The following is a 25598-nucleotide window of genomic DNA, read 5'->3' on the forward strand; positions in this document are numbered from 1 at the left end:
GGGGTGATAAAATGGATTATGAATACGATGATAGCGTACATTTACATCTTGATTATTTCGGAACTGAATGTGATATGGAATCGATTGCTTATAAGAGGAAGCATGAAGACGTGTGGGATGTGTATTTTAATTTTGGAGTATACGGTATTCAGAAAGATGATGTAGGGGCAGGAATGTTTATGGACGAATATGCCGGTTATTACGTTTTTTCTGTACATGCTCGTGATTTGAGCTGGGAATTTGGAAGTGCTCAGTTTGAGGAATGGGTTTTGAAGAACCATATAGTAGAAAAAACGCTTCAAAAATAGGGAGGAATTTCGTGGTTGAATTTCTCATTCTATTGTTCATTTTCGTAGTCGGATTTCTCATTATGCAAGTACTCATTTACCGATTTGTAAAGAAAAATATTCATAAATACAAAAGATTGAAATTGGTTCATATGTGGTTAGATATGACTATGAAAAAGAGTCCGAGATTAGATTTTTTTAATTTTATCTTTATAGTAATAGTGTGTATCATATGGAAAATATGGATGCTTCCTCTTATATAGTAAACATGCTAATCATTTCATCATTTTTCCTGCTCATAATAAATAGCGAAAAGAACCTGTCGCATGACAGGTTCTTTTGTTATATGGGAAATTCAATGTATACGACAAATTACGACAAGGGAGTTCATACATATTTGCTATTCTATTAAAGGTCATTATTTGTAATGTATATATAGGAGGATTTTTTAATGTTAAAAAAATTATTATTATTTTTACTTACAGGCTTATGTGTAGTTGCTTTAACAGCTTGTAAAGATGAAGAGGACAAGCTGAAGGCAGCGAAAGAACAGAAAATAGATGAGAAGAAAATGGAAGAAGATAAGAAGGCTGAAGAAAAACGTAAGCAAGAAGAGGAGCAAAAAGTAGAAGAAGAAAAACGTAAGCAAGAAGAGGGGCAAAGAGTAGAGGAAGAAAAACGTAAGCAAGAAGAGGGGCAAAGAGTAGAAGAAGAAAAGCGTAAGCAAGAAGAGGGGCAAAGAGTAGAAGAAGAAAAACGTAAGCAAGAAGAGGGGCAAAGAGTAGAAGAAGAAAAACGTAAGCAAGAAGAGGGGCAAAGAGTAGAGGAAGAAAAACGTAAGCAAGAACAGCAGAAGATTCAGCAACAACAGTCTGCACAACAAGAGAGAACACAGAAACAAGAAAAAACAACACAAGCAACTGGTGGGAAGCCGACAAGATCACAAATTTCGGTTGGTTCACATGTAGTTATTCAATTAGATAAAGATTATAGTAAAACAGTGAGTGGTGTTGTGAAAGATATTTTAACAAATACAGAAACACACACGTACGGAATTAAAGTTCGATTACAAGATGGACAAATTGGCCGTGTTCAAAGTGTTGGGTAATGAAAAAGAGATTTCCTTTCTTAGGAAATCTCTTTTTTATTATGCTTGGTTAGTGCGGAAAAATGGAAGCTTCTGCACAGCGTAAACTAACCCATATGCAAGAATTAAGCACATAAGAGGGTTAATGAAAAATCCGTAGCGATTAATTGCTAAGAATAAGTTTGAGAAGATGATGTAAATAACAGAACTTGCTACTAGCATCATAACGCGTTTATGTTTAAATGAATTTAGCATGAAGCAGAAACCACTTAAGAATGTACCAATGACAAAGACTCTATGGCACATTTGTATAAAGTTATGAATACGGTATTGGTCTACAGCAGGAGCTGTTTTGAATAACTCAATTGTTTTACCAACAGTGAACCAAGAGAACCAATATGTGAAATCCGTTTTAAATCCATTTTTGATTAAATCTTTTGCGTATGCCCCTTTATCATCTAAGCCTTGGGCTTTCATTTGATTAACTACATTTTCATAGCCAATTTTGTTAAACGGATCTGCACCGGCAATTAATGGGTCTGCACCTTGCGTTGAGAATAAGATAAATTGATGAAGCGCTAAATAGTTACGAACAACCCAGGCGCCGATAATAAGGAACGGGCCAATGAACCATAATAATCCAATTCGAATTGAGTCTTTAAATCCATATGTGAACAAGACGACAAGAACAGGAATGAGCATCATTGGAGCTGGGTTTGGACGGAACATAAGTAAAATAGCAACAACAATTCCAAACCATATATGGAATTTTACTTTATTGTATTTCCATGCGAGAACAAATACATATACACTTAACGCTAATAAGAATATTGAAGGAACTTCGGTCAATAATGTACGGAAGTATGTATAGTTACTTGGATAAATAGCATATAAAATACTCGCAACAATCCCATAAATGTTTTTTTCAAACAATTCTTTTCCTATTAAAAATACTAATAACACTGTACAGAGGTTCAGTATCATATTAATGACAGTTGCTACGTAATAGTACGGAAGTGATGTAACATCAGAAATAATCATAGCGCCAGCTAATAATAGTGGTTGACCTGGTGTGATATAAGCATTTTTTCCAGGAACTTCACTAGGTTCTAAATAAACATAGCCAAATACACCATGTTTTAATAATTGTTCAGCTGTTAACGAATAGTTAAACGCATCATTTGCACCATATGTTACTTTGACTAACTCTCCATCTAATCCTGGCTGTTTTACTAGACAAAAAACGTGCAACAGGAAAGAAAGCGCCAAAATTGCATATACCGCTTTAGGTAAACTTTTAAACTTATTTAGCAAAAATGAGCATCTCCTTTTTTATTAATTCTTTCGTATTTTCATGAAAAATTCCTAATAGTATTAAGGTTTTCCAAAACATAGTTATTATATCATAAAGTGGAGCATAGTAATTTGATTTTTCAATACTCCATAGTTTGAAATCCAAAATTTTACTGATGGTTAAGGGATAATTAAGAAAATATATTTATAGTAAAAGCAATTAGGAAGACGAAATACACGTTATATGTTATTTTTATAGGAAGTATTTTTACGGTGCGGGGTGAAATTAATAAACAGAAAAGAGGGAATGAATTGAGGGATAATTTTTCATTTCATCAGCCAAGAAGAAGTATATTAATTTCAGTGATTTTAAGTGGTGTAGTAACTTTATATGTTGTACCCACACTTTTCTTGATTTTAAGATATTTTAGTTTAGGTACGATGAAAGATATGTTAAATCAAAAGGTTGTTTTAAGTGTAATGACAATTTTGATTTGGATTGTACTACTGTATGTTGCGTATTTAAATAAAGGTATAGTTAATAAATTTAAACCGATCATTAGGATTTATGTTAGAACTTTTTTAGTAGCTCATGCGATTACTTTTCTTTTTATTTTTATGCAAAATAATATGGACATCGTCAATACAATGAATTGGATTTACAACTATAATGCACAGTTTATATTTAGCTTAATTGTAATTTATGCGGTATATGTCTTGGTGTACAATGTACTTGGAAAAGTTTTTTTGAGTACTATTTTGACAAGCATTTTGCTAATCATTTTGGCTATTGTAAATCACTTCAAAATTGTTTTTAGAGGGGACCCACTATATCCTTCTGATTTTACACAGATTGGACATATGCAATCTGTTATACCGATGGTGATGGATTATTTTAGTTGGGGTTATATTCTTCTCGTTATTGTAAGTGTTGTTGCCTGTATTTGGACGGGTGTGTATATAAGGAAATATATTCAAAATGTAAAAGTTCATGTAGGCGTACGAGTTCTATTTATAGTAGGATCTGTTGTTGTTTTATATGTGTATGGTAATTTTACGAATACGTTTATGAATAAATTGTTTCAAAAGTCGGGTATAGAGTTCGTTTTGTGGGATCAAAATGAAAATTATGCTTCAAATGGTTTTGTATTAGGATTTATAAGTAATTTAGATACGACAGTCATTGAAAAGCCGAAAGATTATTCAAAAGAAAATACGCTTCAAATAGCAAACGATATAAAGAAACAATATAGTAGCAATATAGGGACGCAGAAGCAAAAAGAGAAACCGAATATTATTTTTGTAATGAGTGAATCGTTTTGGGATCCAACGAAGTTAACGAACCTGTCCTTTAGTGAAGATCCTTTACCTAATTTGCATCATTATATAGAAAGTTTTCCTGGTGGACAAACTATTTCTCCTGCATTTGGAGGAAATACTGCGAACGTTGAATTTGAGGTATTAACGAGTTATTCAATGAGTTTGTTAAAACCAGGCTCTATACCGTATCAGCAAGTTGTTACAAATAAGAAAGAAATTCCATCAATTCCTCGAGCTTTGAAAAAAGAAGGGTATTATACAAGTGCAATTCATTCGTTCGGGCGCTCATTCTTTAAACGGGATGATGTATATAAAGTGTTAGGGTTTGATAAGTTTAATGCACAAGATACGATGGAAAATGTAGAAGTTGATGGAGATTATATTAGCGATTTATCTATGAGTAAAGAGATAATATCTGAATTAGAGAAGCAAAAGAAACCTACTTTTATTCATGCGGTTACAATGCAAAATCATTTTCCATTTACAGAAGGAAGATTTGGCGAAAATCAAATAGAAATTAGTGGTTTAGAAAATGAAGAATCGAAGGCTGAATTAGAGACTTATACAGAAGGTTTAAGACGTTCAGATGAAGCTCTTCAATATTTAATAGAAGAGCTAGATAATTTAGATAGACCTACATTATTAGTATTCTTTGGGGACCATCTTCCGTCGCTAGGAACAAATAAATCTCTTTATAAAGAGAATGGGTATATAACGAATGAAAAAACGCCAATTGAACGATTAGCGATGGCGCAAACGCCGTTATTAATGTATGCAAATTTTGATATACCAAATGACAATTTAGGCTTAGTAAGTCCAATTTATTTTTCAAATCTTGTCCTTGATTATGCTGGATTAAATAAGGCACCATTCTATCAATTTTTATCGAAGTTATATGAAGAAATTCCCGTACTTCGTGACGAATTGAGGATAGGAAAAGACGGAGAAGCAATAAAAAGTTTAACAGCGAAACAAAAAGAGATGTTAAAGCAATATGAGTTTATTCAATATGACTTACTCGTCGGAAAGCAATATAGTAAGGAGATATTATTTAAATAGGCGACAAAAAAAGAACTTGTATACGATACAAGTTCTTTTTTCATAGTATTTAACGGGATAACCAGACAAGCTAGGTTCAGGGAGTATTACTTGTACATTTAGTATAAATTAAAATAGAGTCGTTTTAATAATTGATTTGTGAGAAGTGTGTGAATTTTTCATTTAGTATATAATTGGATAATTTGTTTAATTCGTAAAAAAACTCTCTAAGGTTTCTAAGAGTTTTTTTATTTAGATATATATTAAAATTTCAGAAAAACAAGTTATAATAAAGTTGTGTGGATTTACAAACAGACAGGCTTTTTTTACTGTAAAGGAACTATGAATTTAAAAAATTTATTAGTTCCTTATTTAATTCATCCGCTTGATCGATTGGAGAGCCATGACCGCTATTTGTAAGAGGATATAGCACAGAGTTTCTAATTCGTTCTTTTGTTAGCTCAGCACTTTTGTAAGGAATGAGTTGGTCGTGAACACCGTGGAATATTTTTGTTGGGACGTTAATTTTACTTAAGTCCTTCGTTACGTCTTCGTTTGCAGCAGCTTGCAAAATTTTGATGAGAGCATAAGAAGCGGACTGCATACCGAGATAAGAAAACCATTCTAACGTGGCAGCTCCTAAGTTTCTATTAAAAAATGATAAAGATACATCATTAAGAAATTTAGGCAAATTTGCATACATTTGAGCAATCAGAGCATCTGCTTGCTCTTTCGGTACGCCGTAAGGGGATTGTTGGTTTTTTACGAAAGAGGGGGAGACGGCATCAATTAATGCAAGTTTAGAAATACGGCGACCGTTATATCGTGACATGTATCGAATAGAAAGAGCACCGCCGACTGAGAAACCAACTAACGTAGCATTTTCTATTTGAAGTGCATCTAATACAATTGCGATATCATCAGCTAAACGATCATAAGTGTAACCAGTCCATGGTTTATCAGACTGTCCGTTTCCTCGTATATCCATGGCAATGCAGCGGAAACCATGTTGTGGTAAGATATTAAATTGATATTGGTACATTTGATGATTTAAAGGCCAGCCATGAACGAAGAAGACAGGTTTACTTCCAGGGCCTGGGTTAATATCCTCAACAAAAATGTGTACATCTTTTTCCACTGTAACGAACATGATGTATCCTCCTCATGCATTTTAATAGGCTCTCTCCCAAAATCGCTGTTTTGTCATTGCCTGAATAAATTCATTCGCAAGTAGTGTAGAGTTTTGTTCTGTTATAACCCCAGGTTTTCCTTCGATATTTAAAGATTGAATAATAGTAGTTCCATTTTGGAAAGCGCCAAGTGGCTTAAAGTGATTATATGATTCTACGACAAATGAACTTGCTTTGTTAAGAAAATGATCATCAAGATTTCCACCAATAAGAAATAGCCCGTCATAAAGAAGCGGTGATCCTGTTAAGAAAGTATCATTCACTTCCCACTGTACATTTTGTGTTCCTTGCACTATACCTAATCGTTCGGAAATAATTACTGGCTGAAGACCGACTCGTTTGAATTGCTGTAGCATAGATTGTGCGTTTTGCCCGTCATATCCGTTTGCGACAATGACGCCTACTCGTAATGTATTTGGACTAAATGTTGTATGTTCCATACTTAGTGCTGGTGAGGAGTTTGTAACATTTGATTCTTGAACATTTGGTACTGTTGCCCCGACTGCTTCAGCTACTAAAGTAGCTAATTCTGTACTTATATGACCAATCATATCTACGACTTGTTGGCGAACTGATCTACTTTTTACTTTTCCTAATTCAAAGGAGAAGGCCTGCATAATATGGATTTTTTCGACGTGGCTCATACTATTCCAAAATAAACGGGCTTGTGAGAAATGGTCTTTAAAACTAGCGGCTGTTTCTCTTGTTTTATGTCCAGAAACAGTAGAAGGATATGTAACGAAACCGCCTTTCGTACCAGGTACAGTAAAGGGAGAGTTATTAGCTAAAGAGTTATTATGGTAAGCTATTTTTCCTTTATCAATTATATATTTAGACGCACCATCTCTTTGGTTGTTATGAAAAGGACATACCGGACGGTTAATCGGTAACTCTTGATAGTTTGTGCCGACGCGGGCTAATTGCGTATCTGTATAAGAAAAGAGTCTACCTTGTAAGAGAGGATCATTTGTGAAATCGATACCGCGGACGATACTTCCAGGGTGTAGTGCGACTTGTTCTGTTTCAGCAAATACGTTATCAACGTTTCGATTTAACGTCATTTTTCCGATGATTTTAACAGGGAAGTCTTCTTCCGGCCAAATTTTCGTTGCATCTAATATATCGAAATCGTATTTAAATTCGTCCTCTTCTTCTAAAATTTGAACGCCAAGTTCGTACTCAGGGTAGTTTCCAGCATTAATATTTTCCCATAAATCACGGCGATGATAATCTGGATCAGCACCGCCTAGTTTTTGAGCTTCATCCCAAATTAACGAGTGAACGCCAAGCCTTGGCTTCCAGTGGAATTTTACGAAACGAGACTTTCCGTGCTTATTCACTAAACGGAATGTATGAACGCCGAATCCTTGCATCATTCGAAAACTTCTCGGAATTGTGCGATCTGACATAATCCACATCATCATCGCAGCTGATTCTTGATTATTGGCGATAAAGTCCCAAAAAGTATCATGTGCTGTTTGCCCTTGGGGAATCTCATTATGTGGCTCTGGTTTAAGAGCGTGAATAAGATCCGGAAATTTAATACCATCTTGAATGAAGAAAATGGGAATGTTGTTTCCTACTAAATCGAAATTTCCTTCTTCTGTATAAAATTTAACAGCGAATCCTCGTACATCTCGGTTCGTTTCATTTGCACCTTTTGATCCAGCTACTTCGGAAAAACGAATAAAAATAGGTGTCTTTTTAGATGGTTCTTGTAAAAAATGAGCCATTGTTAAGTCTTCTAAAGATTCATATAGCTCAAAAACACCATGTGCTCCGTAACCGCGGGCGTGCACGACTCTTTCAGGAATTCGTTCACGGTCAAAATGAGCGAGTTTTTCTCGTATAAGGAAATCTTCTAAAAGTGTAGGACCACGATCACCAACTGTTAAGGAGTTTTCATCATTTGAAATTTTGACACCTGTATTTGTTGTCATCTCTTTTCCTTCATTGTCTTTTGTAAAGGATTGTAACTGTTCTATTTTTTTATTTTCACGACCGTCCATATAAAGCACCTCCCATATTATACGTATTATTTTTCGTTAGTTTTATGCTTATATAACTGTGGGTATATATTACTTATTTGGTTTATTTTATCTTTGTTTACCTATTAAAATCGTTTATTATAATAAATGGTATTCTTTGAAATATCATTTTGAAGGGGTGTTGAAGTGAGAGGAATTTTTCTATCGGCTAAAGAAGAAAAGAAAAACGCTAAGATTTTCTTATGGATATTACATGTTATTTTAATAGGATACGAGGTTGCATATGCCATTATATTAGAAGATAAAATGCCTTTAGAAAATTGGTATAAAGTAATATGGAAGATTACATATATTATGACTATATTAGGTATTAGTGTTTATTTATTTGAGAGGGGCAAAGCACATTTAGTTAAATATACATACTTATTTGCATACATAATTGCGGAGATTTTTAATATTGGATGGTATGCCTTTCATAATAAAATAGCATTTGATGAAGGGAATATCATCGAATTTATTTTCATTTTTTTCGTGCCAATATTTTTAAGTAAACGATATTTATTTATGTTAACGCCAGTTCTTATAGGGAAATATATGATATACCTATTTGTATTTGGAGAACTTAATTTATTTACACCTCTTGTTATGAATATGTTATTGCTTTTCGTGTCGTATATTATTTTAAATCGGTTTTTACAATATCTTTCAGCAGTAAGGAAAAGTATTACAGAGGCTAGTCAGTCACAAAAATTGGCGGTTATCGGAAAAATGGCAGCGACAGTCGGGCATGAAATAAAAAATCCACTCGCGTCATTAAAAGGGTTTACGCAATTACAAAAAGAAAAGCACAAAAAAGATGCGACATATGGACAAATGATTATTGAAATAGAAAATATAAATAACATGATTAGCGAATTGATGGAGGTTGCTACATATAAACCTTCTGTTTATGAAAAACATATTGTAAGTGATGTTCTAATACAAGCAGTAGCAAATATGCGTGAAAAAATGGATGAGCTAAATATAAATTTCACCTTCAATGAAGAGTATAATAGAAGTGAAATTGAATGTGATAAACGTAAAGTAAAAGGGGTATTTTTGTATGTTATTAAAAATGCTTTAGAGGCAATGGAGCTCGGTGGAACATTACAAATACAAGTTGAGGATAAAAAAAGAGATTATGTAATAGTAAGTATAGTAGATAATGGTTTCGGGATAAAAAAAGAGAATTTAGGAAGAGTTACAGAGGCTTTTTATACAACGAAGCAAGACAAAATCGGATTAGGCCTTACGGTAGCAGAGCGAATTATTAAAGAGCATCTTGGAGAATTACATATTTCTAGTGAAGTAAAGAAAGGAACGAGAGTAGAAATAGTACTTCTGAAAAAACTTGAGCGTAATGTGGTACAAGATTAAGAGGTGTTGTTAAAGGAGCTACTATATGGACAAAGACTATATATTTGAAAAGGAAGAAATAAAGGCGTTGAAAATATTTTTAAGTTTATTCTTTGTTATATTTTTTGTGTATGATTTTGCTGAAAAGGCTACTGTCTTTTTCTCGGAGGGAGATCTAAAGCCAGCAGATGTTTTTGGAGAAGGCTTAGGTTTATGGTTATATATTTTGATGGTCTTATTATTCTTTACTGGAATTTATTTTATGAAACAGAAAAAGCCATATATTGTGAAGTACATTATTTTAATTGGCTATAATATATTGGATTTTATTCATAACTTCATTATTTATTACGGAAGTGATGCTGAATTTGATGGCGGTAATATAGTAGAAGGATTCTTTATTTTATTTGCACCAATCTTTGTGAATAAAAGATATTTTTTGTTAGTAGCAGGGATACTTGTTGGAAAGTACGCTCTTATGGGAATCGTTATTCAATCCGCTATCGTTCTAATTCCAATGGCATTATGCAGCGTATTTGCTATTATATGTTGGATTATACTTTTAAGATTTCAGTCTTACGTTCGCAAACTTGAAATGATGGATAAAGAAATACAAAAGGTAGAAAAATTAGCGATGGTTGGAAAAATGGCAACAGTAATTGGCGATAAGATTAGAAGGCCGTTAGTGAAATTGAAAAAACTTGTGAATAAGCAAGCGAAAAAACATCCAGAAGATAAGGTTTATAGCGACATTATGAAACAGGAAGTAGATCGTATTAATATAATTGCTAACGAACTAAGTGGATTTGAGAAATCTAAATCGGTAGAATCCGAAACTCATAATATTAAAGAAATCATCTCTTATGTTATCAGGGTTATGGAAAAGCCAGCTTTAGAACAAGGGATAAAAATGCATGCTATTTATAGTAAAGATATACCTTCAATTACATGTGATGAGAAACGATTGAAACAAGTATTTTTTAATTTAATTAAAAATGCGATTGAAGCAATGTCAGTTGGCGGAACTATTACTGTAAAAGTTATAGTGGAAGATGTGATCATTGTTCAAATTATAGATGAGGGATGCGGTATTCCGAAAGATAAAATTCCGAAGCTAAATGAAGCCTTTTACACAACGAAAGAAACTGGAACAGGCTTAGGATTAGTAGTTACGGAAAAAATTATTAAAGATCACCACGGTAAATTGAACTTTGAAAGTGAAGTTGGAGTTGGAACGACTGTTGAGATTATGTTGCCGATTTGTTGATAGTGCAAGAGATAAATAGAAAACATCACTTTGTCAAAAGTGATGTTTTCTATTTATTTATCCTGCGTCAAAATCAGATTGGTTCAACTAATAATCAGTAGAGAAGGGATCCCCTACTGATTAAAGTTTAGTCTTAAATAGAGGTAATTAAAAAAATGGAGTATACAGCACTGTCAGTAATCCCAGGGCTAATATATAGGCATAATGCATCGCCTCTTGAAACTGGATTTCCAGTTGTTGTACTAGTCCAAGTAACGGTGGCGGGTCCTGGTAAAGGGGTAGGATCGTACACTTGAACTAACTGTGCTCCAACGTCCGAAGGGGTAATAGTAAATGTGATTGTTCCAGTGATTTTAGCCGTAGTGGTAAAAGTAATAGTAGATATAACGTGATTAGACGTAGGGGCAGAAAGGTTTGTTGGAACATTAGTACAGATTTGAATTGTATAAACTTCTATAGGTAAATTATTTACATTTATAGATGCAGAAAAACCAGTTATATTTCCAAATCCAGCAACTACATAAGGAATAATATTGGAGTCAACTGCTGGAGCACCTGCTATACGTTGAAACTCAGTGTTAGTTCCTTGGAAAAGGATGCTTTTTGCTGAACTGCTTCCAGCAGGTCCCGTACTTCCGGTAGTCCCAGTGTTCCCAGTAGGTCCAGTACCTCCGGTAGTCCCAGTGTTCCCAGTAGGTCCGGTGCTCCCGGTAGGTCCAGTGCTCCCGGTATTTCCAGTATTTCCAGTATTTCCAGTAGGTCCGGTGCTCCCGATAGATCCAGTGTTCCCAGTAGGTCCGGTGCTCCCGGTAGATCCAGTGTTCCCAGTAGGTCCGGTGCTCCCGGTAGATCCAGTGTGCCCAGTATTTCCGGTGATTCCGGTAGGTCCGGTGCTCCCGGTAGATCCAGTGTTTCCAGTAGGTCCGGTGCTCCCGGTATTTCCAGTGATTCCGGTAGATCCAGTGTTCCCAGTAGGTCCAGTGATTCCGGTATTTCCAGTGATTCCGGTAGATCCAGTGTTCCCGGTAGGTCCAGTACTTCCGGTACTCCCGATAGGTCCAGTGCTCCCGGTATTTCCGGTGATTCCGGTAGGTCCGGTGCTCCCGGTAGATCCAGTGTTCCCGATAGGTCCAGTGTTCCCGGTAGGTCCAGTAATGCCAGTGGATCCAGTGATTCCGGTAGGTCCAGTGATTCCGGTAGGTCCAGTGTTTCCAGTAGGTCCGGTGCTCCCGATAGATCCAGTGTTCCCAGTAGGTCCGGTGCTCCCGGTAGGTCCAGTGTTCCCAGTATTTCCAGTGATTCCAGTAGATCCAGTGCTCCCGGTAGATCCAAATCCAGTGTTTCCAGTAGGTCCGGTGCTCCCGATAGGTCCAGTGCTCCCGATAGGTCCAGTGCTCCCGGTAGATCCAGTGATTCCGGTAGTCCCGGTGTTTCCAGTAGGTCCAGTACTTCCGGTAGATCCAGTGTTCCCGGTAGGTCCAGTAATGCCAGTGGATCCAGTGTTCCCGGTAGGTCCAGTAATGCCAGTGGATCCAGTGTTCCCGGTAGGTCCAGTGATGCCAGTATTTCCAGTGATTCCGGCAGATCCAGTGTTTCCAGTAGGTCCAGTGTTTCCGATAGGTCCGGTGCTCCCGGTAGGTCCAGTATCTCCAGTAGGTCCTCCTTCGACTAATACTATATAATCTGGAGATACATGTGGAAATCCTTGAGGTGCATCTTTTTGTGCTACGTAACCACTACGTGTATAGGTAACAACTTGTCCAGCTTTATAGGTAGGTGCATTAGCTAGACTAAATGTAGTGGTACCCTGTAAGCCCGCACCAGTGGGGCCAGTAATGCCAATAGCACCAGTGCTTCCAGTAGGTCCAGTAATGCCAGTAGCACCAGTAGGCCCTGTTCCGCCAATGGACCCGTTGTTGCGTCTACCGTCACAACTAAAGCAATTGTGTCGATACATAGTTGTTTATTCTCCTTTTTATATTTTTTAAATCGAACTAATATATATATATTGTAAGTTGTACATTTTGGTTCGGTTGTTGTTTATATATAGGTTATAAGATGAATTTTAAGGATATTTATGTTGGTCATTATTCGGATGAGAGTTTCAAAATGAAACATTATACATAGGAGACTCAATATATGACTTTTAATGTGGAAAACAGGAGGGGGCAAAATTTTGTTTTGCGTTATGGAGAGCAAAGAGAAGGAAAGGATTTGAAGGGGATAATCATGTTTTTAAAGTAACGTATGAAATTTTAATGGTAGTAAAGAGAGGTAGCTAAAGTAAGATACCTCTTTAAAAATTATAACCACCATTTTTCCTGCGGCATCAAAGTAACATCTACATCAAAATTCTCTTTAAACCAATCATACATCAATGTCTCTTTCACTAAATATTCAGAGGCAGAGTGTGACACACCGATGAGTGACATGTTTGTTTCTTTCACGTAATCCATAATAAGCGAGTATTTATGTCTACCGTAATCATTGTCGATATGGCAATGGATTTCTCCTGTAATATACGCTTCAGCGCCTTTTTCTTCTGCTTCTTTCATTAAAGATACGACATCGCCGCAGCCAGCGATAATTGCAATTTTCTTGATGGAATCATGTTGTTTACCTTCGAAGTCTGTGTAAGGAATATGGAAGAGTTTTTTTAAACGTTTTTGGAGTTTTTCTGTTGATGTTTCATCTATTTCACAAATAAGACCGACTGGCTCTTGCTCTGGACCACCGTAAGCAAATCCGTCAATTACGTTAGCTTGAAGTGCCTTTGCAATTGAAATGCTAGTTCCATATGTTTGATGAAAATCCATTGGAACGTGACATGTATATATAGAAAGCTGTTTCTCTTTTATTGCCTGCAAATATTCTTGTGGAATTGGAATAAAGCCTCTCCCTGATTTCCCGAGCGGATCACCGCATTCCATCACAAGTGGATGGTGCATAAAGAGTAAATCACCTGGCATGGATTGTGAAATGAATGTTTCAAGAATATCATCAGTTGGGAAGACAGCTAAAAATACTGTGTTTACATTTTGGGCACCTCGTATCATAAGACCGTTAAATAGCTCCACAAAATTTGCTTCGAAAAATTGTTGCCATGGAAACTGGATCTGATCATATGTGGCTGGAATGAACCGACTAAAGGAACTGTCTTTTCCGTATTTTTCAATTTGGAATAAATGATTAAGTGATTGTTCTATTTCTTTTAAGACTGGCATGTTTGGTAATCCTCCTTAAGATAATTCTTACTGTGTTAGTTGTTTTTATTTTTCATAGCAAAATAAGAAGCGGATGTAAAACAAATAAAGTGAAACTTTAATCAGTGGGGTTTTGTCTATCCCCCACTGATTATTAGCCCACACCAATCGGGCTTTTACGGGCAGCCCGCCTCTCACCTAACTTCTTTGCTTCAGCTGAATTTTGAGGTGGGAGTCTTAACTGCCCACAAATAGCGGGATAAAACCTAGAATCTAGCCAATAGAAGGAGAATAGGGAAGTATATGTTGTAATACCATTCCGCTAGAAATAAAAAAGCTACCTAATAGACTTAAGAAAGTGGGATATCGCTGTAGTTTGAACATCAGTGATATAACCTCCTTTACCACATACATTGTATATTAGTCTTAATTTTCTGTATATAAAATTTAAGAAAAATGGTGGTACAATATATAAATGATACGAGAAGAGAGGATGTAGATTCACGCATGTACGTTACTGTAACAGAAGCAGCATATAAAAAGATTATGGATACGATTCCAAATGAAGCGAAATATATAAAGTTATTTTACGATAATGAAGGTTGCGGTTGTGTTATGAGCGGGATTATTGATTTAGTAGCCGTTTCAGAGAAAGATGAGCGCGATGTAGATATTGAATCAAGCGTACTAAACTTTATTGCAGATCGCACAAAGCTTGTATTTATGGATGATAAGTTAACGGTTGATTTACAAGCATCCGGGGGACATTTTCAATTAAAGAGCCCGAGCCAGTATTATAATCCAAATATGAAGCTTCATATTCGAGTATAGAACCTTTCTTTTTTAGATGGGAGAGGGGACCTGGCCATGCATAGAAGCGGTCAGATCCTTTTTCTGCCCCATGCCAAGTTAAAACAAAGGGAGTAAATGGGTACGAGATTATTTTTTATTCTGAATGGCAGTGAATTATATGTTGAAAAGTTAAAATGAATATATATGAAGGAGCATATTGTATGTTCCTTTTTCTTATGAATCTTTTCAGTTAATTAAATGTACATGTGATTGAATTTTCTGTATAATTCTTTTTGCGGAGGGGATTGCGTATGAGAAAATGGGGAATTGAGTTATTAATTTTAAGTGTCGTTATTATTTGGGGTATTAACTATACGATTGCGAAATATGGACTTTTAGAATTTACAGCAATTGAGTTTACTGCAATTCGGATGATGACGGCTGCACCGCTCCTGTTACTCCTTACATTCTTTATCGAAAAGTCACTTTATATGGAGCAAAAGGATATACCTAGATTAATCATTGTTAGCGTTGTAGGTATTGTACTGTATCAAACGCTATTCATGGAAACTGTACAATATACATCCGCTACAAATGCCTCTTTACTCATTTCTATTTCACCTATTTTTACAACTGTATTTGCGATTTTCTTGAAACAAGAAAAATTCTCTTCTCGAAAGTTAGTTGGTTCCATGATTGCCTTTATTGGTGCTACATTAGTTTTAGTAGCGGGGCATTCACTCGCTAGTTCTTTCTACGGAAATGGGATTGGACTTATTACATCAATATGTTGGGGACTTTATCCCGTTTTAGCAGGGCCGCTTATTAAAAGATACTCAGCATTACGTGTTACTGCATGGTCGACATTAGTTGGAGCGGTTCCGCTCTTATTGTTAAGTGGTCCACATGTATTTGTAATGCCATTTCACATTACACACGGGATGACATGGTTTGCCTTGCTGTATTCTATTTTCTTCGTGACTGTATTCGGTTTAGTGATGTGGTATGTTGGTGTTCAAAAAATTGGTGCGTCACATACGATGGTATATATGTATATAACACCGCTTGTAGCTGTTTTATTTGCAGCTGTATGGGCAAATGAATATGTATCGTTTCAACAAATAATCGGTGGAATTATCATTTTCTTCGGTCTATGGTTTGTGAAATCAGAGAAAGTAGAAGCTCATTCTATCGTGCAAGAACCTATATCAAAATAGGAAAACAGATCATCTATGATCTGCTTTCCTATTTTTTTATTTTTGGTAAGAAGATGAGAAACAAGATAGCAGTAATAAGTGGAATTAAATTAAGAAAAGGAATGCGGAAGAGTGTAATAAGAATAATTCCTGGAAGAAGAACACCGAGGACAGCATAGAAAATACTATGTTTTTTCGTGTACCAATATAATGAAAGTCCAATAAGTGCAGGGACAATGAGATGAATGAGAGCCATTAAAAAATAAATCATTAGACGCCCCCTTTATTTATGTGCTTATTACATCATATCCGTATGTTCATAGATTGATATCACTTTTTTCATAATTGGACGAAAATGTTTTGAAAAACGTCACATTTATGAGGGATTCTATATTAGAAATCTTGTATAATATTATTTTCTAAAAGCATTTTAACAACATAAACATACAGTTTATGTTGTTTTTAATTTGAATGAAATGGATTTTAAGTAGCATGGACTCGAAAGAAATGAGTTATGTAGCTTTTGTTGGATAAATAAAAACCATTGAAGAGGAGTACAGCATGATTAGTATGTCACTGAGGTCGTTTAAAATTCAAATGTATTATTTGCTAGGCGCAATGTTAATAGGCTGGGCAATGACACCTTTTTCAGCACATTTTTTAGGTGCAGGCATTGGACTTATTGTAAGTATGTATTGCGTTTGGATTTTAGGAAGGCGTATCGAAAAGCTTGGAGATAGTATTGTAAAGAAAACGAAGGCACCGACACTTGGTATGTTTAATCGCTACGCAGCGGCGATCCTTGGTGCAATTATTATGTACGAAATTGAGCACCATATGGTTATGTGGGCATTTGCAGTTGGGATTATGGGTGGTTATTTCTTAATCGTTGTTAATTTAGGGTATTATAGTATGAAAGATGAAGAAGAATTATCAAAGAGCTAAAAAAGATAAAAAGCCTCTTTTTAGATGGAATAGAGGATCTGGCGATGGATAGAAGCGGTCAGATCCTTTTTTAGTCCCATGCGGTGTGAAACCAGAGGGAGGTAGTGAGTAGGGATATAATTTATATGTTCGAAGCCGTGATTTGTATGTGTGAAAATTCAAGTATATAAATTGAAAGTTGCTTTACTCTGGAATAGAGGATCTGGCGAGGGGTAGTACAACAGGAAGCGTAACTTTGCATAAAATGCAGGTTTCTGCTCCCAATAAGTTAACATGCAATCACGTATTAGTATGACTCTTAGGTTCTTTAAAAAAGTTGGATACAATACAACAAACTATTCCGGTAATTAGAATAACGTATTTTATCGTTTCACTTGTATGCTCAAATAAATTAACGTTAAGCATTACAAGTCCCCAAAACATTTGAATCGCTCCATAACTGAATAAAATTTTTCCTGTACGAGAAAAATTTTTCATAGGCCTCACTCTTTCCTGTATATGTCAATTTCATCATAAAAAACTAAAAATGAATGATTATAAAATGAATTTTCTGTAAGTTTATGAGCTAAGTCACAGATGAAGAGATTAACGTTTCACTTTATATAAGATATAGAAAGAAGCTTACGTTTTTTACGTAAGCTTCTTTTTATGTAAGTGTGTATAACCGTTAAGCCGCATTGGGTTTTGTCGGTGAGTACACGGAACTTTACGGTTACACGACACTTATTCATATGAGTAAAAGGGTTATTCCAACAGAAAATTTGTAATTAAGCGATCGGACCGCCTAAGTTAATAATATCTGCAGAAACGCTATCGAATTTTTTGAAGTTTTCTTTAAATTCGTTTGCAAGCTCAATTGCTTTTGCTTTGTAAGCATCTTTGTCAGCCCAAGTTTGTTCAGGCATTAATACTTCGTCAGGTACACCTGGAACGTGACGAGGTACTTCAAGGCCAAAGATGTCGTGTTTTGCAGTTTCAGCTTTAGCAAGTTCACCGCTTAGTGCTGCTTGAATCATTGCACGAGTGTAACCTAAGTTCATACGTTTACCAACGCCGTATTCGCCACCAGTCCAGCCAGTGTTTACTAAGAATACTTTTGCATCATGTTTCTCGATTTTTTCACCAAGCATTTCAGCATAACGAGATGCATCAAGCGGTAAGAATGGTGAACCGAAGCAAGTAGAGAATGTAGCTTGCGGAGATGTAACACCGCGCTCAGTTCCTGCTAGTTTACTAGTGTAACCGCTTAAGAAATGGTACATAGCTTGCTCTTTTGATAACTTACTGATTGGAGGCAATACGCCAGATGCATCAGCAGTTAAGAAAATAATTGTATTTGGATGTCCTGCAACACTTGGCAGTACGATATTGTCAATCGCATGCATAGGGTATGCGGCACGTGTATTTTCTGTTAAAGTAGTATCGTTATAGTCAGCGATGCGTGTTTGACCATCAATGACAACGTTTTCTAAAACTGAACCAAATTTGATTGCATCGAAGATTTGTGGTTCTTTCTCATGAGAAAGGTTTACACATTTTGCATAGCAACCGCCTTCAATATTGAATACACCGTTATCAGACCAACCGTGCTCATCGTCACCGATTAATTTACGGTTTGGATCAGCAGATAATGTTGTTTTACCTGTTCCAGATAAACCGAAGAATAGTGCTACGTCGCCTTCTTCGCCTACGTTTGAAGAGCAGTGCATAGAAAGAATGTCTTGTTCAGGTAATAAGAAGTTCATAATAGAGAAGATTGATTTTTTCATTTCTCCAGCGTATTCTGTACCACCGATTAGTACGATACGTTTTTCGAATGAAACCATAATGAATGCTTCAGAATTTGTACCGTCAATTGCTGGATCTGCTTTGAAGTTTGGTGCAGAAACAATTGTGAACTCTGATTCGTGAGTTGTTAATTCTTCTTCAGTTGGACGAATAAATAATTGATGTACGAACAAATTATGCCATGCATATTCGTTAACAACTTGAATTGGTAGGCGATAGTTGCGATCAGCGCCAGCAAATCCTTTGAAGATGAATAACTCTTCTTTTTCTTTTAAGTATTCTAAAACTTTTATATATAATTTATTAAAATGTTCTTCAGAGATCGGTTGGTTCACGGCTCCCCAAGCAATTTTGTCAGCAACCGATGCTTCCTTCACAATAAATTTATCTTTAGGAGAACGTCCTGTGTATTTTCCTGTTGAAGCAGAAACGGCACCAGTAGAAGTTAATTTCCCTTCGTTTCGCATTAATACTTTTTCCACTAATTGCGGAACACTTAATTGAATCTGTGCATTGCTTCCGTTCAATAATTCATGTAAACCAATTTGGACATTCACAGTACTCATATTTATATACCATCCTTTTCATTTAATGAAATATTTCTCGTAATCCCCATCAAGAGTATAACACAATTATATAAATAATGTATACTATTTATTTATTTTTGTTTGTGTGAATATATCATTTTCTTATTAATATTTCATTCTATGCGTATTGAGAAAAACTTTCAGGAAAATGTGAATATTAATTGACAAATGAATATCATTTCTTTAGTATAAGTTGGGACGGATACTCTCTTATCCCGAGCTGGCGGAGGGACAGGCCCGATGAAGCCCAGCAACCTCACTTGTAGTGGTAAATACAGGTGAATAGGTGCTAAAACCTGTGCGAGGCTAACGGTCTCGAACGATAAGAGCAAAGGGCAAAAAGCAGTATGCAAGTAGCAAATTAAACCTTTCCTCTATGTTAAGTAGGAAAGGTTTTTCTGTATGCTTGTGTGGGAGAATAAATGTATGTCGCAGTTTGTGGCAAATTAAGGATGAGTTCCGTACAATATATACAATTACTGTAGGGAGGTTTACCACATGACAAAAAAACGTCATCTGTTCACATCTGAGTCTGTAACTGAAGGACATCCAGATAAAATTTGTGACCAAATTTCTGATTCAATTTTAGATGCGATCTTAGCAAAGGACGCAAATGCACGTGTAGCTTGTGAAACAACTGTAACAACTGGTTTAGTATTGGTAGCGGGGGAAATTACGACTTCTACTTACGTAGATATTCCAAAAATCGTTCGTGAAACAATTCAAGGCATTGGTTACACACGCGCAAAATATGGATTCGATGCAGAAACTTGTGCAGTTTTAACATCTATCGATGAGCAATCTGCTGACATCGCTATGGGTGTTGACCAAGCACTAGAAGCACGCGAAGGTCAAATGACTGACGCTGAGATTGAGGCAATTGGTGCGGGAGACCAAGGTTTAATGTTTGGCTTCGCATGTAATGAAACACAAGAATTAATGCCACTTCCAATCTCGCTTGCTCACAAATTAGCTCGTCGTTTAACTGAAGTACGTAAAGATGACACATTATCATACTTACGTCCGGATGGAAAAACGCAAGTTACAGTTGAGTATGATGAAAATGGTAAACCTGTACGTGTGGATACAATTGTAATTTCTACACAGCATCATCCAGATGTTACGTGGGAAGAAATCGATCGCGATTTAAAAGAGCACGTAATTAAAGCTGTAGTTCCAGCAGAATTAATGGATGGAGAAACGAAATTCTTCATTAACCCAACTGGCCGCTTCGTAATTGGTGGACCACAAGGTGATGCTGGTTTAACAGGACGTAAAATCATCGTTGATACTTACGGTGGATATGCTCGCCACGGCGGTGGTGCATTCTCTGGTAAAGATGCAACGAAAGTTGACCGTTCTGCAGCATATGCAGCTCGTTATGTTGCGAAAAACATCGTAGCAGCTGGTCTTGCCGACAAAGCAGAAGTACAACTTGCATACGCAATTGGCGTAGCACAACCAGTATCAATTTCAGTTGATACATTAGGCACTGGTAAAGTATCTGAAGACGTATTAGTAGAACTAGTTCGTAACAACTTCGATCTTCGCCCAGCTGGTATTATTAAAATGCTAGACTTACGTCGCCCAATTTACAAACAAACAGCAGCTTACGGCCACTTCGGACGTACTGATGTAGATCTTTCATGGGAACGTACAGACAAAGCAGCTACTTTAAAAGAGCAAGCTGGTCTATAATATATGAAAAAGAAGCTTTGCGCGTGTCGCAAAGCTTCTTTTATTTGGTTTTATCCCGCAAAAGCCCGATTGGTTCAACTAATAATCAGTGGGGAAGAACAAAATCCCCACTGATTAAAGTTTCACTTTATTTACTACTTGAATGCAAGAACTACAATAAACTTCCCCGTCTAGCTCAATATACTTCTTCATATTTGTCATACCACTTGCCGGAAATGGGATATGAATCCAAGCTTTTTCATACGTTTGTATTTCCTTTTTACATGATTTACAAAGGATTGCTTTCTTACGGAACATAGACGGTCACCCTTTCATTTGACGCGCTTTTCCTGCGCAAAAAGCACTGCTCAGTAAAAATAGCGTTGCGAATATAATACTCACTAATGTAGCGTATGGAATTGCGCCTTTTAAAGAAAAGCCGACAGTGATGGAAGCGGTAAATAAGAGGATGAATGTCGTTGTTAATTTTTTATAAAGTTCCATAGTATGTGAACCTCCGAATTGTTTTATATTGTAAATTTTAAAACTAAACCTATTATGTAGAGAACATAAGAAGAGATAAATAGTAGCTAATGATGTGAAAGCTAGGAGTATAAGAAATGGAAATAGTATACCTATTTAAATTCCTTTTTGTGGGTTTTCATACTTATATTGTATCATGACGTATCGGTGGCTTCATACAGAATTGTGTAAAGGTATGTATGATAAAATGAAGAAAAGCTTTTAAGAAGGGGAAGATGAAGAATGAGTGTAATGGAACATAAAAAACAAGCACCGAAAGAAGTACGTTGTAAGATTGTAACGATTTCCGATACACGTACGGAAGAGACGGATAAGAGTGGCCAATTATTACATGAACTATTAATAGAAGCAGGACATACAGTGACCTCTTATGAAATTGTGAAAGATGATAAAGAAAATATTCAGCAGGCTGTGTTAGCTGGTTATCATAGGGAAAATGTTGATGTCGTGTTAACGAATGGCGGAACTGGTATTACGAAACGTGATGTAACGATTGAGGCAGTGTCAGTGCTATTAGATAAAGAAATTGTTGGATTTGGTGAGTTGTTCCGTATGATAAGTTACTTAGAAGATATCGGAAGTAGTGCGATGTTAAGTAGAGCAATCGGCGGTACAATCGGACGTAAAGTTGTCTTTTCGATGCCAGGGTCTAGCGGAGCGGTTCGTCTTGCGATGAATAAGTTAATTTTACCGGAATTAGGTCATATTACATTTGAGCTGCATCGCCAATGAAAAGGTATGCTGGAATTGTACTGGCAGGAGGTATGTCGAGCCGATTCGGCGAACCGAAAGCATTAGCGATTTGGAAGGGAACTACTTTTATTGAGCATATTGTGCAAGTAATGGAAAGTATTTTGCAAGATGTTGTTGTTATTAGTCATATTGATATAAAAGAGAGAGTAGAGCAATTAGTACAAGTTCCTGTTATAGAAGATATTCCGCATTATAAAGGAAACGGACCACTTGCTGGAATTGTATCAGGCATGGAATACATAGAAGCAGATTGGTACGCTATTATGCCTTGCGATGCGCCAAACGTTTCGCATGAATGGTTTACTATTTTATTAGAGCAAACGAGCGATGAATATGATGCGGTTGTACCTATTATTAATGGAAGAAAGCAACCTTTACTTGCAGCCTATCATAACCGTGTGAAAGAAAAGATTTATACTTTACTTCAAGAAGAAAAAAGAAGCATGGGGCAGCTTTTATCACAATGTAATGCGAAATATGTTGCTGGAGAAGATGTACAAGCGAATGCGGATTGGTTTATGAATGTGAATACGAAAGAAGAATATGTGCAGGCTCAAAAAAACCTTTCAAATAAATGAAAGGTTTTTTGATATACAGCAATTGGGGAACAATTGCTGTATATAGGTATGTGAGTAAGTAGATTTTAAGGGGAATTTCTTAAAATCATCATACAGTAAAAATACTTTATAACCATATTTTAATTTTTATGGGTTTTTATTACAAGTCTATTTAGTTATGTATCTTTTTGATATAATGAATATAGAAATAAAGTGATATTTCACCTTATGTATCATTTAGTAAACGAAATTTTATAATTGTGTAATAAACTCCCTTCGTTTTTTTGAAGGGAGTTTTTCTGTTTAAGCGAGTAATTCTGATGCGGTGTGCTGAAGGACTGTTTCATATTGATTAAGTAAGCCACGGAAGATCTCATCCCAGCTTTTTGATTTTGCATAAGACGAAGCCACTATTCCCATTTGCATAAGTTGCTCTTCGTTTTGCAATAAAGAATAAATGGAGGATAGAAATGAATCCGCATTTTTGGGCGGACAAAGAACTCCAGTTTTTCCATCTATAATAATATTTTTAACCCCGCCACTATTTGCACCAATGACAGGTGTACCACATGCCAGTGATTCAAGTACGACGTTCCCAAATGTTTCAGTAGCAGATGGAAATACCATTAAATCGGAAGAAGCATAAGCTTCAGCTAAATCCTCACCTTGTAAATATCCAGTAAAGGTTACATTTGTTTTTGGCACATTTTCACGCAAAGTTTTTGCAAGAGGACCGTCTCCAGCGATGAGCCAATGAATATCGCTCCGAGCATGTGTAGTTTTAACAATAAGATCTTGCAATGTATCAATATCTTTTTCAGGAGCAAGGCGTCCGACGTAGGAAAGAATATATTTCGCTGTAATATTATATTTTTTTCGGAATAGGTCTTTATTGTAAGTTGGATGAAAGAGAGTACAATCTACACCACGTCCCCAAATATAGAGGGCCTGAAATCCTTTTTTCTTTAATTGATGTAATGTTTCAGGAGAAGGAACAAAGTTTTTTTGCATATGACTATGAAACCAACTTAAATAGTTCCATAGCATGTTAGAGAGGAATTCGATTTTGTAATAGCGTAAATAGGCGTCGAAATCAGTATGATAAGAACCGACAACAGGGATGTTCAACTTTTTTGCATAATATAACCCGCAAAGTCCCATGTTGAAAGGTGTGGCAATGTGAATGATATCAGGTTTAAAGGCAAGAAGTTCCCGTTTAATACGCGGAGTAGGAAAAGAAAAGCGACATTCTGGATATAATATTGTTAACGGGATACTTCTCATTTTGTTCACATTCGCTACGAAATTATCTTCTGCCGTATGCTGAGGGGCGAAAACAGAATAGGCGATATTTTCTCTTTGAAAATATTTAGTTAAACGTTCCAAAGTTTTCGCCACACCGTTGACTTGTGGTGTAAATGTATCGGTAAATATGGCGACTCTCATCATATCGCTCCTTTACATGAGTGGAATGAGTTGATAAAAAGAGATGATGCCAGAGCAAGTGCCAAGGCACATGCCTACAAATACATCTGACGGATAATGAAGCCCTAAATAAATACGGGAAATACCGACGCATAGCGCTAGTGGTAATAGAAAAGCAAGCAAGCTTGGATTATAGCAAATAAATGGAATGAGGACAGAGAAAACAGCCGTTGTATGTCCGGATGGAAAAGAATGATCTTTTAATGGATGAATTGGATATTTCGCATCTTGAATTGTCAAATATGGACGTTTTCGTGGATACCACCTTTTTAAGATTTGTACAGGAATATGGCTAATTGTTAAAGAAATAGCAGTTGCAATTGCAGCTTGATGCAAATTCCCTGTTGCGAAAATTAAAAAGAATAGGGTAAGTGCAATGGAAAAACTTGCACCACCGATATGGGTAATATTGCTGAAAAAGATGTTTAATGTTTTTTGATCAAAGTAGCGATTAATTCCTTTGAAAATGTAACATTCTATTTTATATAGTTCACTGACCTTCATGAGATTTTTCCTCCCTCATTTACATATATATGGAGTTATTAACTTCTATTTTAATAAGATTTTATTGAGGGAATAATAATGTTTTGTAAAGAAAAAGTTAGATTTTTTCATAAAAAAAGCTGCCAGTCTTATGGCAGCGATAAAATCATTTTTGTAACGATTTATAATATTGTCCTTTTTCAACGTATTGTGTGCGGATACGTTCCATATCTTTACGGTCTTCTTCTGTTAATTCACGAATGACCTTAGCAGGACGACCGAAAGCTAACGTATTAGGAGGGATTTTCTTTCCTTGTGAAACGAGACTACCAGCACCGATGAAAGCTCCTTCACCAATTTCAGCGCCATCTAATATAATAGATCCCATTCCAATTAAAGCATCTTTTTCAATTTTGCAGCTATGTAAAATAACTTGATGCCCAACGGTAACATCATCTTCTAAAATAAGAGGATACTGGGGGCTTTGGTGAAGTGTACATTGATCTTGTACATTTACTCTATTTCCAATTATCGTTGGTGATACATCACCGCGGATGACTGTATTAAACCAAATGCTAGATTCTTCGCCAATTGTCACATCGCCTGTAATGGTAACATAGTCAGCGATAAAAGCACTACTCGCAATTTTCGGATTTTTTTCTTTGTAAGGATATATCATGTAAAGCCTTCCTTTCCTAGAGACTAGTTTTAGTGTATCAAATTA

Annotated in this window: 27 protein-coding genes and 1 riboswitch; of the genes, 15 read left to right on the top strand and 12 right to left on the bottom strand. The window is 36.1% G+C overall.

What is annotated here, in order from left to right:
- The first annotated feature begins 11 nt into the window (after positions 1-11).
- From ACFWDE_RS05985 to ACFWDE_RS05995, 3 genes are all read left to right on the top strand, one after another.
- Positions 12-308, top strand: a complete 297-nt coding sequence (locus ACFWDE_RS05985; protein WP_088079542.1) for a DUF3986 family protein — start codon at positions 12-14, stop codon at positions 306-308.
- A gap of 11 nt (positions 309-319) precedes the next feature.
- Positions 320-550, top strand: a complete 231-nt coding sequence (locus ACFWDE_RS05990) for a hypothetical protein (RefSeq protein ID WP_377890747.1) — start codon at positions 320-322, stop codon at positions 548-550.
- A gap of 188 nt (positions 551-738) precedes the next feature.
- A complete protein-coding gene (locus tag ACFWDE_RS05995; RefSeq protein ID WP_377890749.1) occupies positions 739-1395 on the top strand; it encodes a YwbE family protein in 657 nt (218 codons plus the stop codon).
- A gap of 39 nt (positions 1396-1434) precedes the next feature.
- On the opposite strand, the gene ACFWDE_RS06000 is transcribed toward ACFWDE_RS05995, so the two are convergent.
- Positions 1435-2688 (bottom strand): glycosyltransferase family 39 protein, encoded by a 1254-nt coding sequence (locus ACFWDE_RS06000; protein WP_377890751.1) that lies wholly within the window; start codon positions 2686-2688, stop codon positions 1435-1437.
- 291 nt (positions 2689-2979) lie between these two features.
- Here ACFWDE_RS06000 and ACFWDE_RS06005 point away from each other — a divergent pair, with 291 nt between their 5' ends.
- Positions 2980-5046 carry an LTA synthase family protein gene (locus ACFWDE_RS06005; RefSeq protein WP_377890753.1) on the top strand — a complete coding sequence of 689 codons (2067 nt, stop codon included), beginning with the start codon at positions 2980-2982 and terminating at the stop codon, positions 5044-5046.
- A 319-nt stretch (positions 5047-5365) separates the two neighbouring features.
- Here ACFWDE_RS06005 and ACFWDE_RS06010 read toward each other — a convergent pair whose 3' ends face one another.
- The gene (locus tag ACFWDE_RS06010) at positions 5366-6175 is read right to left on the bottom strand and encodes an alpha/beta fold hydrolase (protein ID WP_377890755.1); all 810 of its coding nucleotides are present in this window, start codon (positions 6173-6175) and stop codon (positions 5366-5368) included.
- 21 nt (positions 6176-6196) lie between these two features.
- Complete coding sequence (locus ACFWDE_RS06015) at positions 6197-8224, bottom strand: catalase (protein ID WP_377890757.1); 2028 nt, start codon at positions 8222-8224, stop codon at positions 6197-6199.
- A 165-nt stretch (positions 8225-8389) separates the two neighbouring features.
- On the opposite strand from ACFWDE_RS06015, the gene ACFWDE_RS06020 reads away from it, so the two are divergent.
- The 5 genes from ACFWDE_RS06020 to ACFWDE_RS06035 all read left to right on the top strand — a co-directional run bounded on the left by ACFWDE_RS06020 (position 8390) and on the right by ACFWDE_RS06035 (position 12853).
- The gene (locus tag ACFWDE_RS06020) at positions 8390-9619 is read left to right on the top strand and encodes an ATP-binding protein (protein ID WP_377890759.1); all 1230 of its coding nucleotides are present in this window, start codon (positions 8390-8392) and stop codon (positions 9617-9619) included.
- Positions 9620-9644: 25 nt separating this feature from the next.
- Entirely contained in the window at positions 9645-10865 is a 1221-nt protein-coding gene (locus tag ACFWDE_RS06025) for an ATP-binding protein (RefSeq protein ID WP_377890762.1), read from the top strand.
- Positions 10866-11020: 155 nt separating this feature from the next.
- A complete protein-coding gene (locus ACFWDE_RS30555; RefSeq protein ID WP_483861743.1) occupies positions 11021-11161 on the top strand; it encodes a hypothetical protein in 141 nt (46 codons plus the stop codon).
- Between the two features lie 279 nt (positions 11162-11440).
- Entirely contained in the window at positions 11441-12547 is a 1107-nt protein-coding gene (locus tag ACFWDE_RS30560) for a hypothetical protein (RefSeq protein WP_483861744.1), read from the top strand.
- A 153-nt stretch (positions 12548-12700) separates the two neighbouring features.
- Positions 12701-12853 (top strand): hypothetical protein, encoded by a 153-nt coding sequence (locus tag ACFWDE_RS06035; protein WP_377890764.1) that lies wholly within the window; start codon positions 12701-12703, stop codon positions 12851-12853.
- 315 nt (positions 12854-13168) lie between these two features.
- Here the strand turns inward: ACFWDE_RS06035 and ACFWDE_RS06040 are convergent, their stop codons facing one another.
- Positions 13169-14089 carry a Nif3-like dinuclear metal center hexameric protein gene (locus tag ACFWDE_RS06040; RefSeq protein WP_377890766.1) on the bottom strand — a complete coding sequence of 307 codons (921 nt, stop codon included), beginning with the start codon at positions 14087-14089 and terminating at the stop codon, positions 13169-13171.
- A gap of 486 nt (positions 14090-14575) precedes the next feature.
- Between ACFWDE_RS06040 and ACFWDE_RS06045 the strand changes: the two genes are divergently transcribed.
- Positions 14576-14899 carry an iron-sulfur cluster biosynthesis family protein gene (locus ACFWDE_RS06045; RefSeq protein WP_016095945.1) on the top strand — a complete coding sequence of 108 codons (324 nt, stop codon included), beginning with the start codon at positions 14576-14578 and terminating at the stop codon, positions 14897-14899.
- Positions 14900-15171: 272 nt separating this feature from the next.
- The gene (locus ACFWDE_RS06050) at positions 15172-16077 is read left to right on the top strand and encodes a DMT family transporter (protein WP_377890769.1); all 906 of its coding nucleotides are present in this window, start codon (positions 15172-15174) and stop codon (positions 16075-16077) included.
- A 28-nt stretch (positions 16078-16105) separates the two neighbouring features.
- On the opposite strand, the gene ACFWDE_RS06055 is transcribed toward ACFWDE_RS06050, so the two are convergent.
- Entirely contained in the window at positions 16106-16327 is a 222-nt protein-coding gene (locus ACFWDE_RS06055) for a hypothetical protein (RefSeq protein ID WP_002123250.1), read from the bottom strand.
- A gap of 290 nt (positions 16328-16617) precedes the next feature.
- Between ACFWDE_RS06055 and ACFWDE_RS06060 the strand changes: the two genes are divergently transcribed.
- Complete coding sequence (locus tag ACFWDE_RS06060) at positions 16618-17001, top strand: ATP synthase subunit I (RefSeq protein WP_377890771.1); 384 nt, start codon at positions 16618-16620, stop codon at positions 16999-17001.
- Positions 17002-17280: 279 nt separating this feature from the next.
- Here the strand turns inward: ACFWDE_RS06060 and ACFWDE_RS06065 are convergent, their stop codons facing one another.
- On the bottom strand, positions 17281-17478 hold the full coding sequence (locus ACFWDE_RS06065; protein ID WP_078180110.1) for a hypothetical protein: 198 nt from the start codon (positions 17476-17478) through the stop codon (positions 17281-17283).
- A 290-nt stretch (positions 17479-17768) separates the two neighbouring features.
- The gene (gene pckA, locus ACFWDE_RS06070; RefSeq protein WP_002145259.1) at positions 17769-19355 is read right to left on the bottom strand and encodes a phosphoenolpyruvate carboxykinase (ATP); all 1587 of its coding nucleotides are present in this window, start codon (positions 19353-19355) and stop codon (positions 17769-17771) included.
- Positions 19356-19583: 228 nt separating this feature from the next.
- Positions 19584-19705, top strand: a riboswitch (SAM riboswitch).
- 169 nt (positions 19706-19874) lie between these two features.
- Between pckA and metK the strand changes: the two genes are divergently transcribed.
- Positions 19875-21074 (top strand): methionine adenosyltransferase, encoded by a 1200-nt coding sequence (gene metK, locus ACFWDE_RS06075; RefSeq protein ID WP_002145260.1) that lies wholly within the window; start codon positions 19875-19877, stop codon positions 21072-21074.
- A gap of 114 nt (positions 21075-21188) precedes the next feature.
- On the opposite strand, the gene ACFWDE_RS06080 is transcribed toward metK, so the two are convergent.
- Positions 21189-21371 carry a hypothetical protein gene (locus ACFWDE_RS06080; protein ID WP_377890774.1) on the bottom strand — a complete coding sequence of 61 codons (183 nt, stop codon included), beginning with the start codon at positions 21369-21371 and terminating at the stop codon, positions 21189-21191.
- A gap of 6 nt (positions 21372-21377) precedes the next feature.
- On the bottom strand, positions 21378-21557 hold the full coding sequence (locus ACFWDE_RS06085) for a hypothetical protein (protein ID WP_377890776.1): 180 nt from the start codon (positions 21555-21557) through the stop codon (positions 21378-21380).
- Positions 21558-21818: 261 nt separating this feature from the next.
- Between ACFWDE_RS06085 and ACFWDE_RS06090 the strand changes: the two genes are divergently transcribed.
- Entirely contained in the window at positions 21819-22328 is a 510-nt protein-coding gene (locus ACFWDE_RS06090) for a MogA/MoaB family molybdenum cofactor biosynthesis protein (protein WP_377890778.1), read from the top strand.
- Positions 22325-22927 (top strand): molybdenum cofactor guanylyltransferase, encoded by a 603-nt coding sequence (locus tag ACFWDE_RS06095; RefSeq protein ID WP_377890780.1) that lies wholly within the window; start codon positions 22325-22327, stop codon positions 22925-22927. The genes ACFWDE_RS06090 and ACFWDE_RS06095 overlap by 4 nt, the downstream gene beginning before the upstream one ends.
- 282 nt (positions 22928-23209) lie before the next feature.
- On the opposite strand, the gene ACFWDE_RS06100 is transcribed toward ACFWDE_RS06095, so the two are convergent.
- The 3 genes from ACFWDE_RS06100 to ACFWDE_RS06110 all read right to left on the bottom strand — a co-directional run bounded on the left by ACFWDE_RS06100 (position 23210) and on the right by ACFWDE_RS06110 (position 25553).
- Complete coding sequence (locus ACFWDE_RS06100; protein ID WP_377890782.1) at positions 23210-24352, bottom strand: glycosyltransferase family 4 protein; 1143 nt, start codon at positions 24350-24352, stop codon at positions 23210-23212.
- Between the two features lie 12 nt (positions 24353-24364).
- Positions 24365-24895: a phosphatase PAP2 family protein gene (locus ACFWDE_RS06105; RefSeq protein ID WP_377890784.1), complete on the bottom strand. Its 531-nt coding sequence runs from the start codon at positions 24893-24895 to the stop codon at positions 24365-24367.
- A 145-nt stretch (positions 24896-25040) separates the two neighbouring features.
- Positions 25041-25553, bottom strand: a complete 513-nt coding sequence (locus ACFWDE_RS06110; protein ID WP_002015678.1) for a gamma carbonic anhydrase — start codon at positions 25551-25553, stop codon at positions 25041-25043.
- Between the last annotated feature and the right edge of the window lie 45 nt (positions 25554-25598).

This window comes from Bacillus sp. NPDC060175 (genome assembly GCF_042728695.1).
In the GTDB taxonomy this organism is placed as follows: domain Bacteria; phylum Bacillota; class Bacilli; order Bacillales; family Bacillaceae_G; genus Bacillus_A.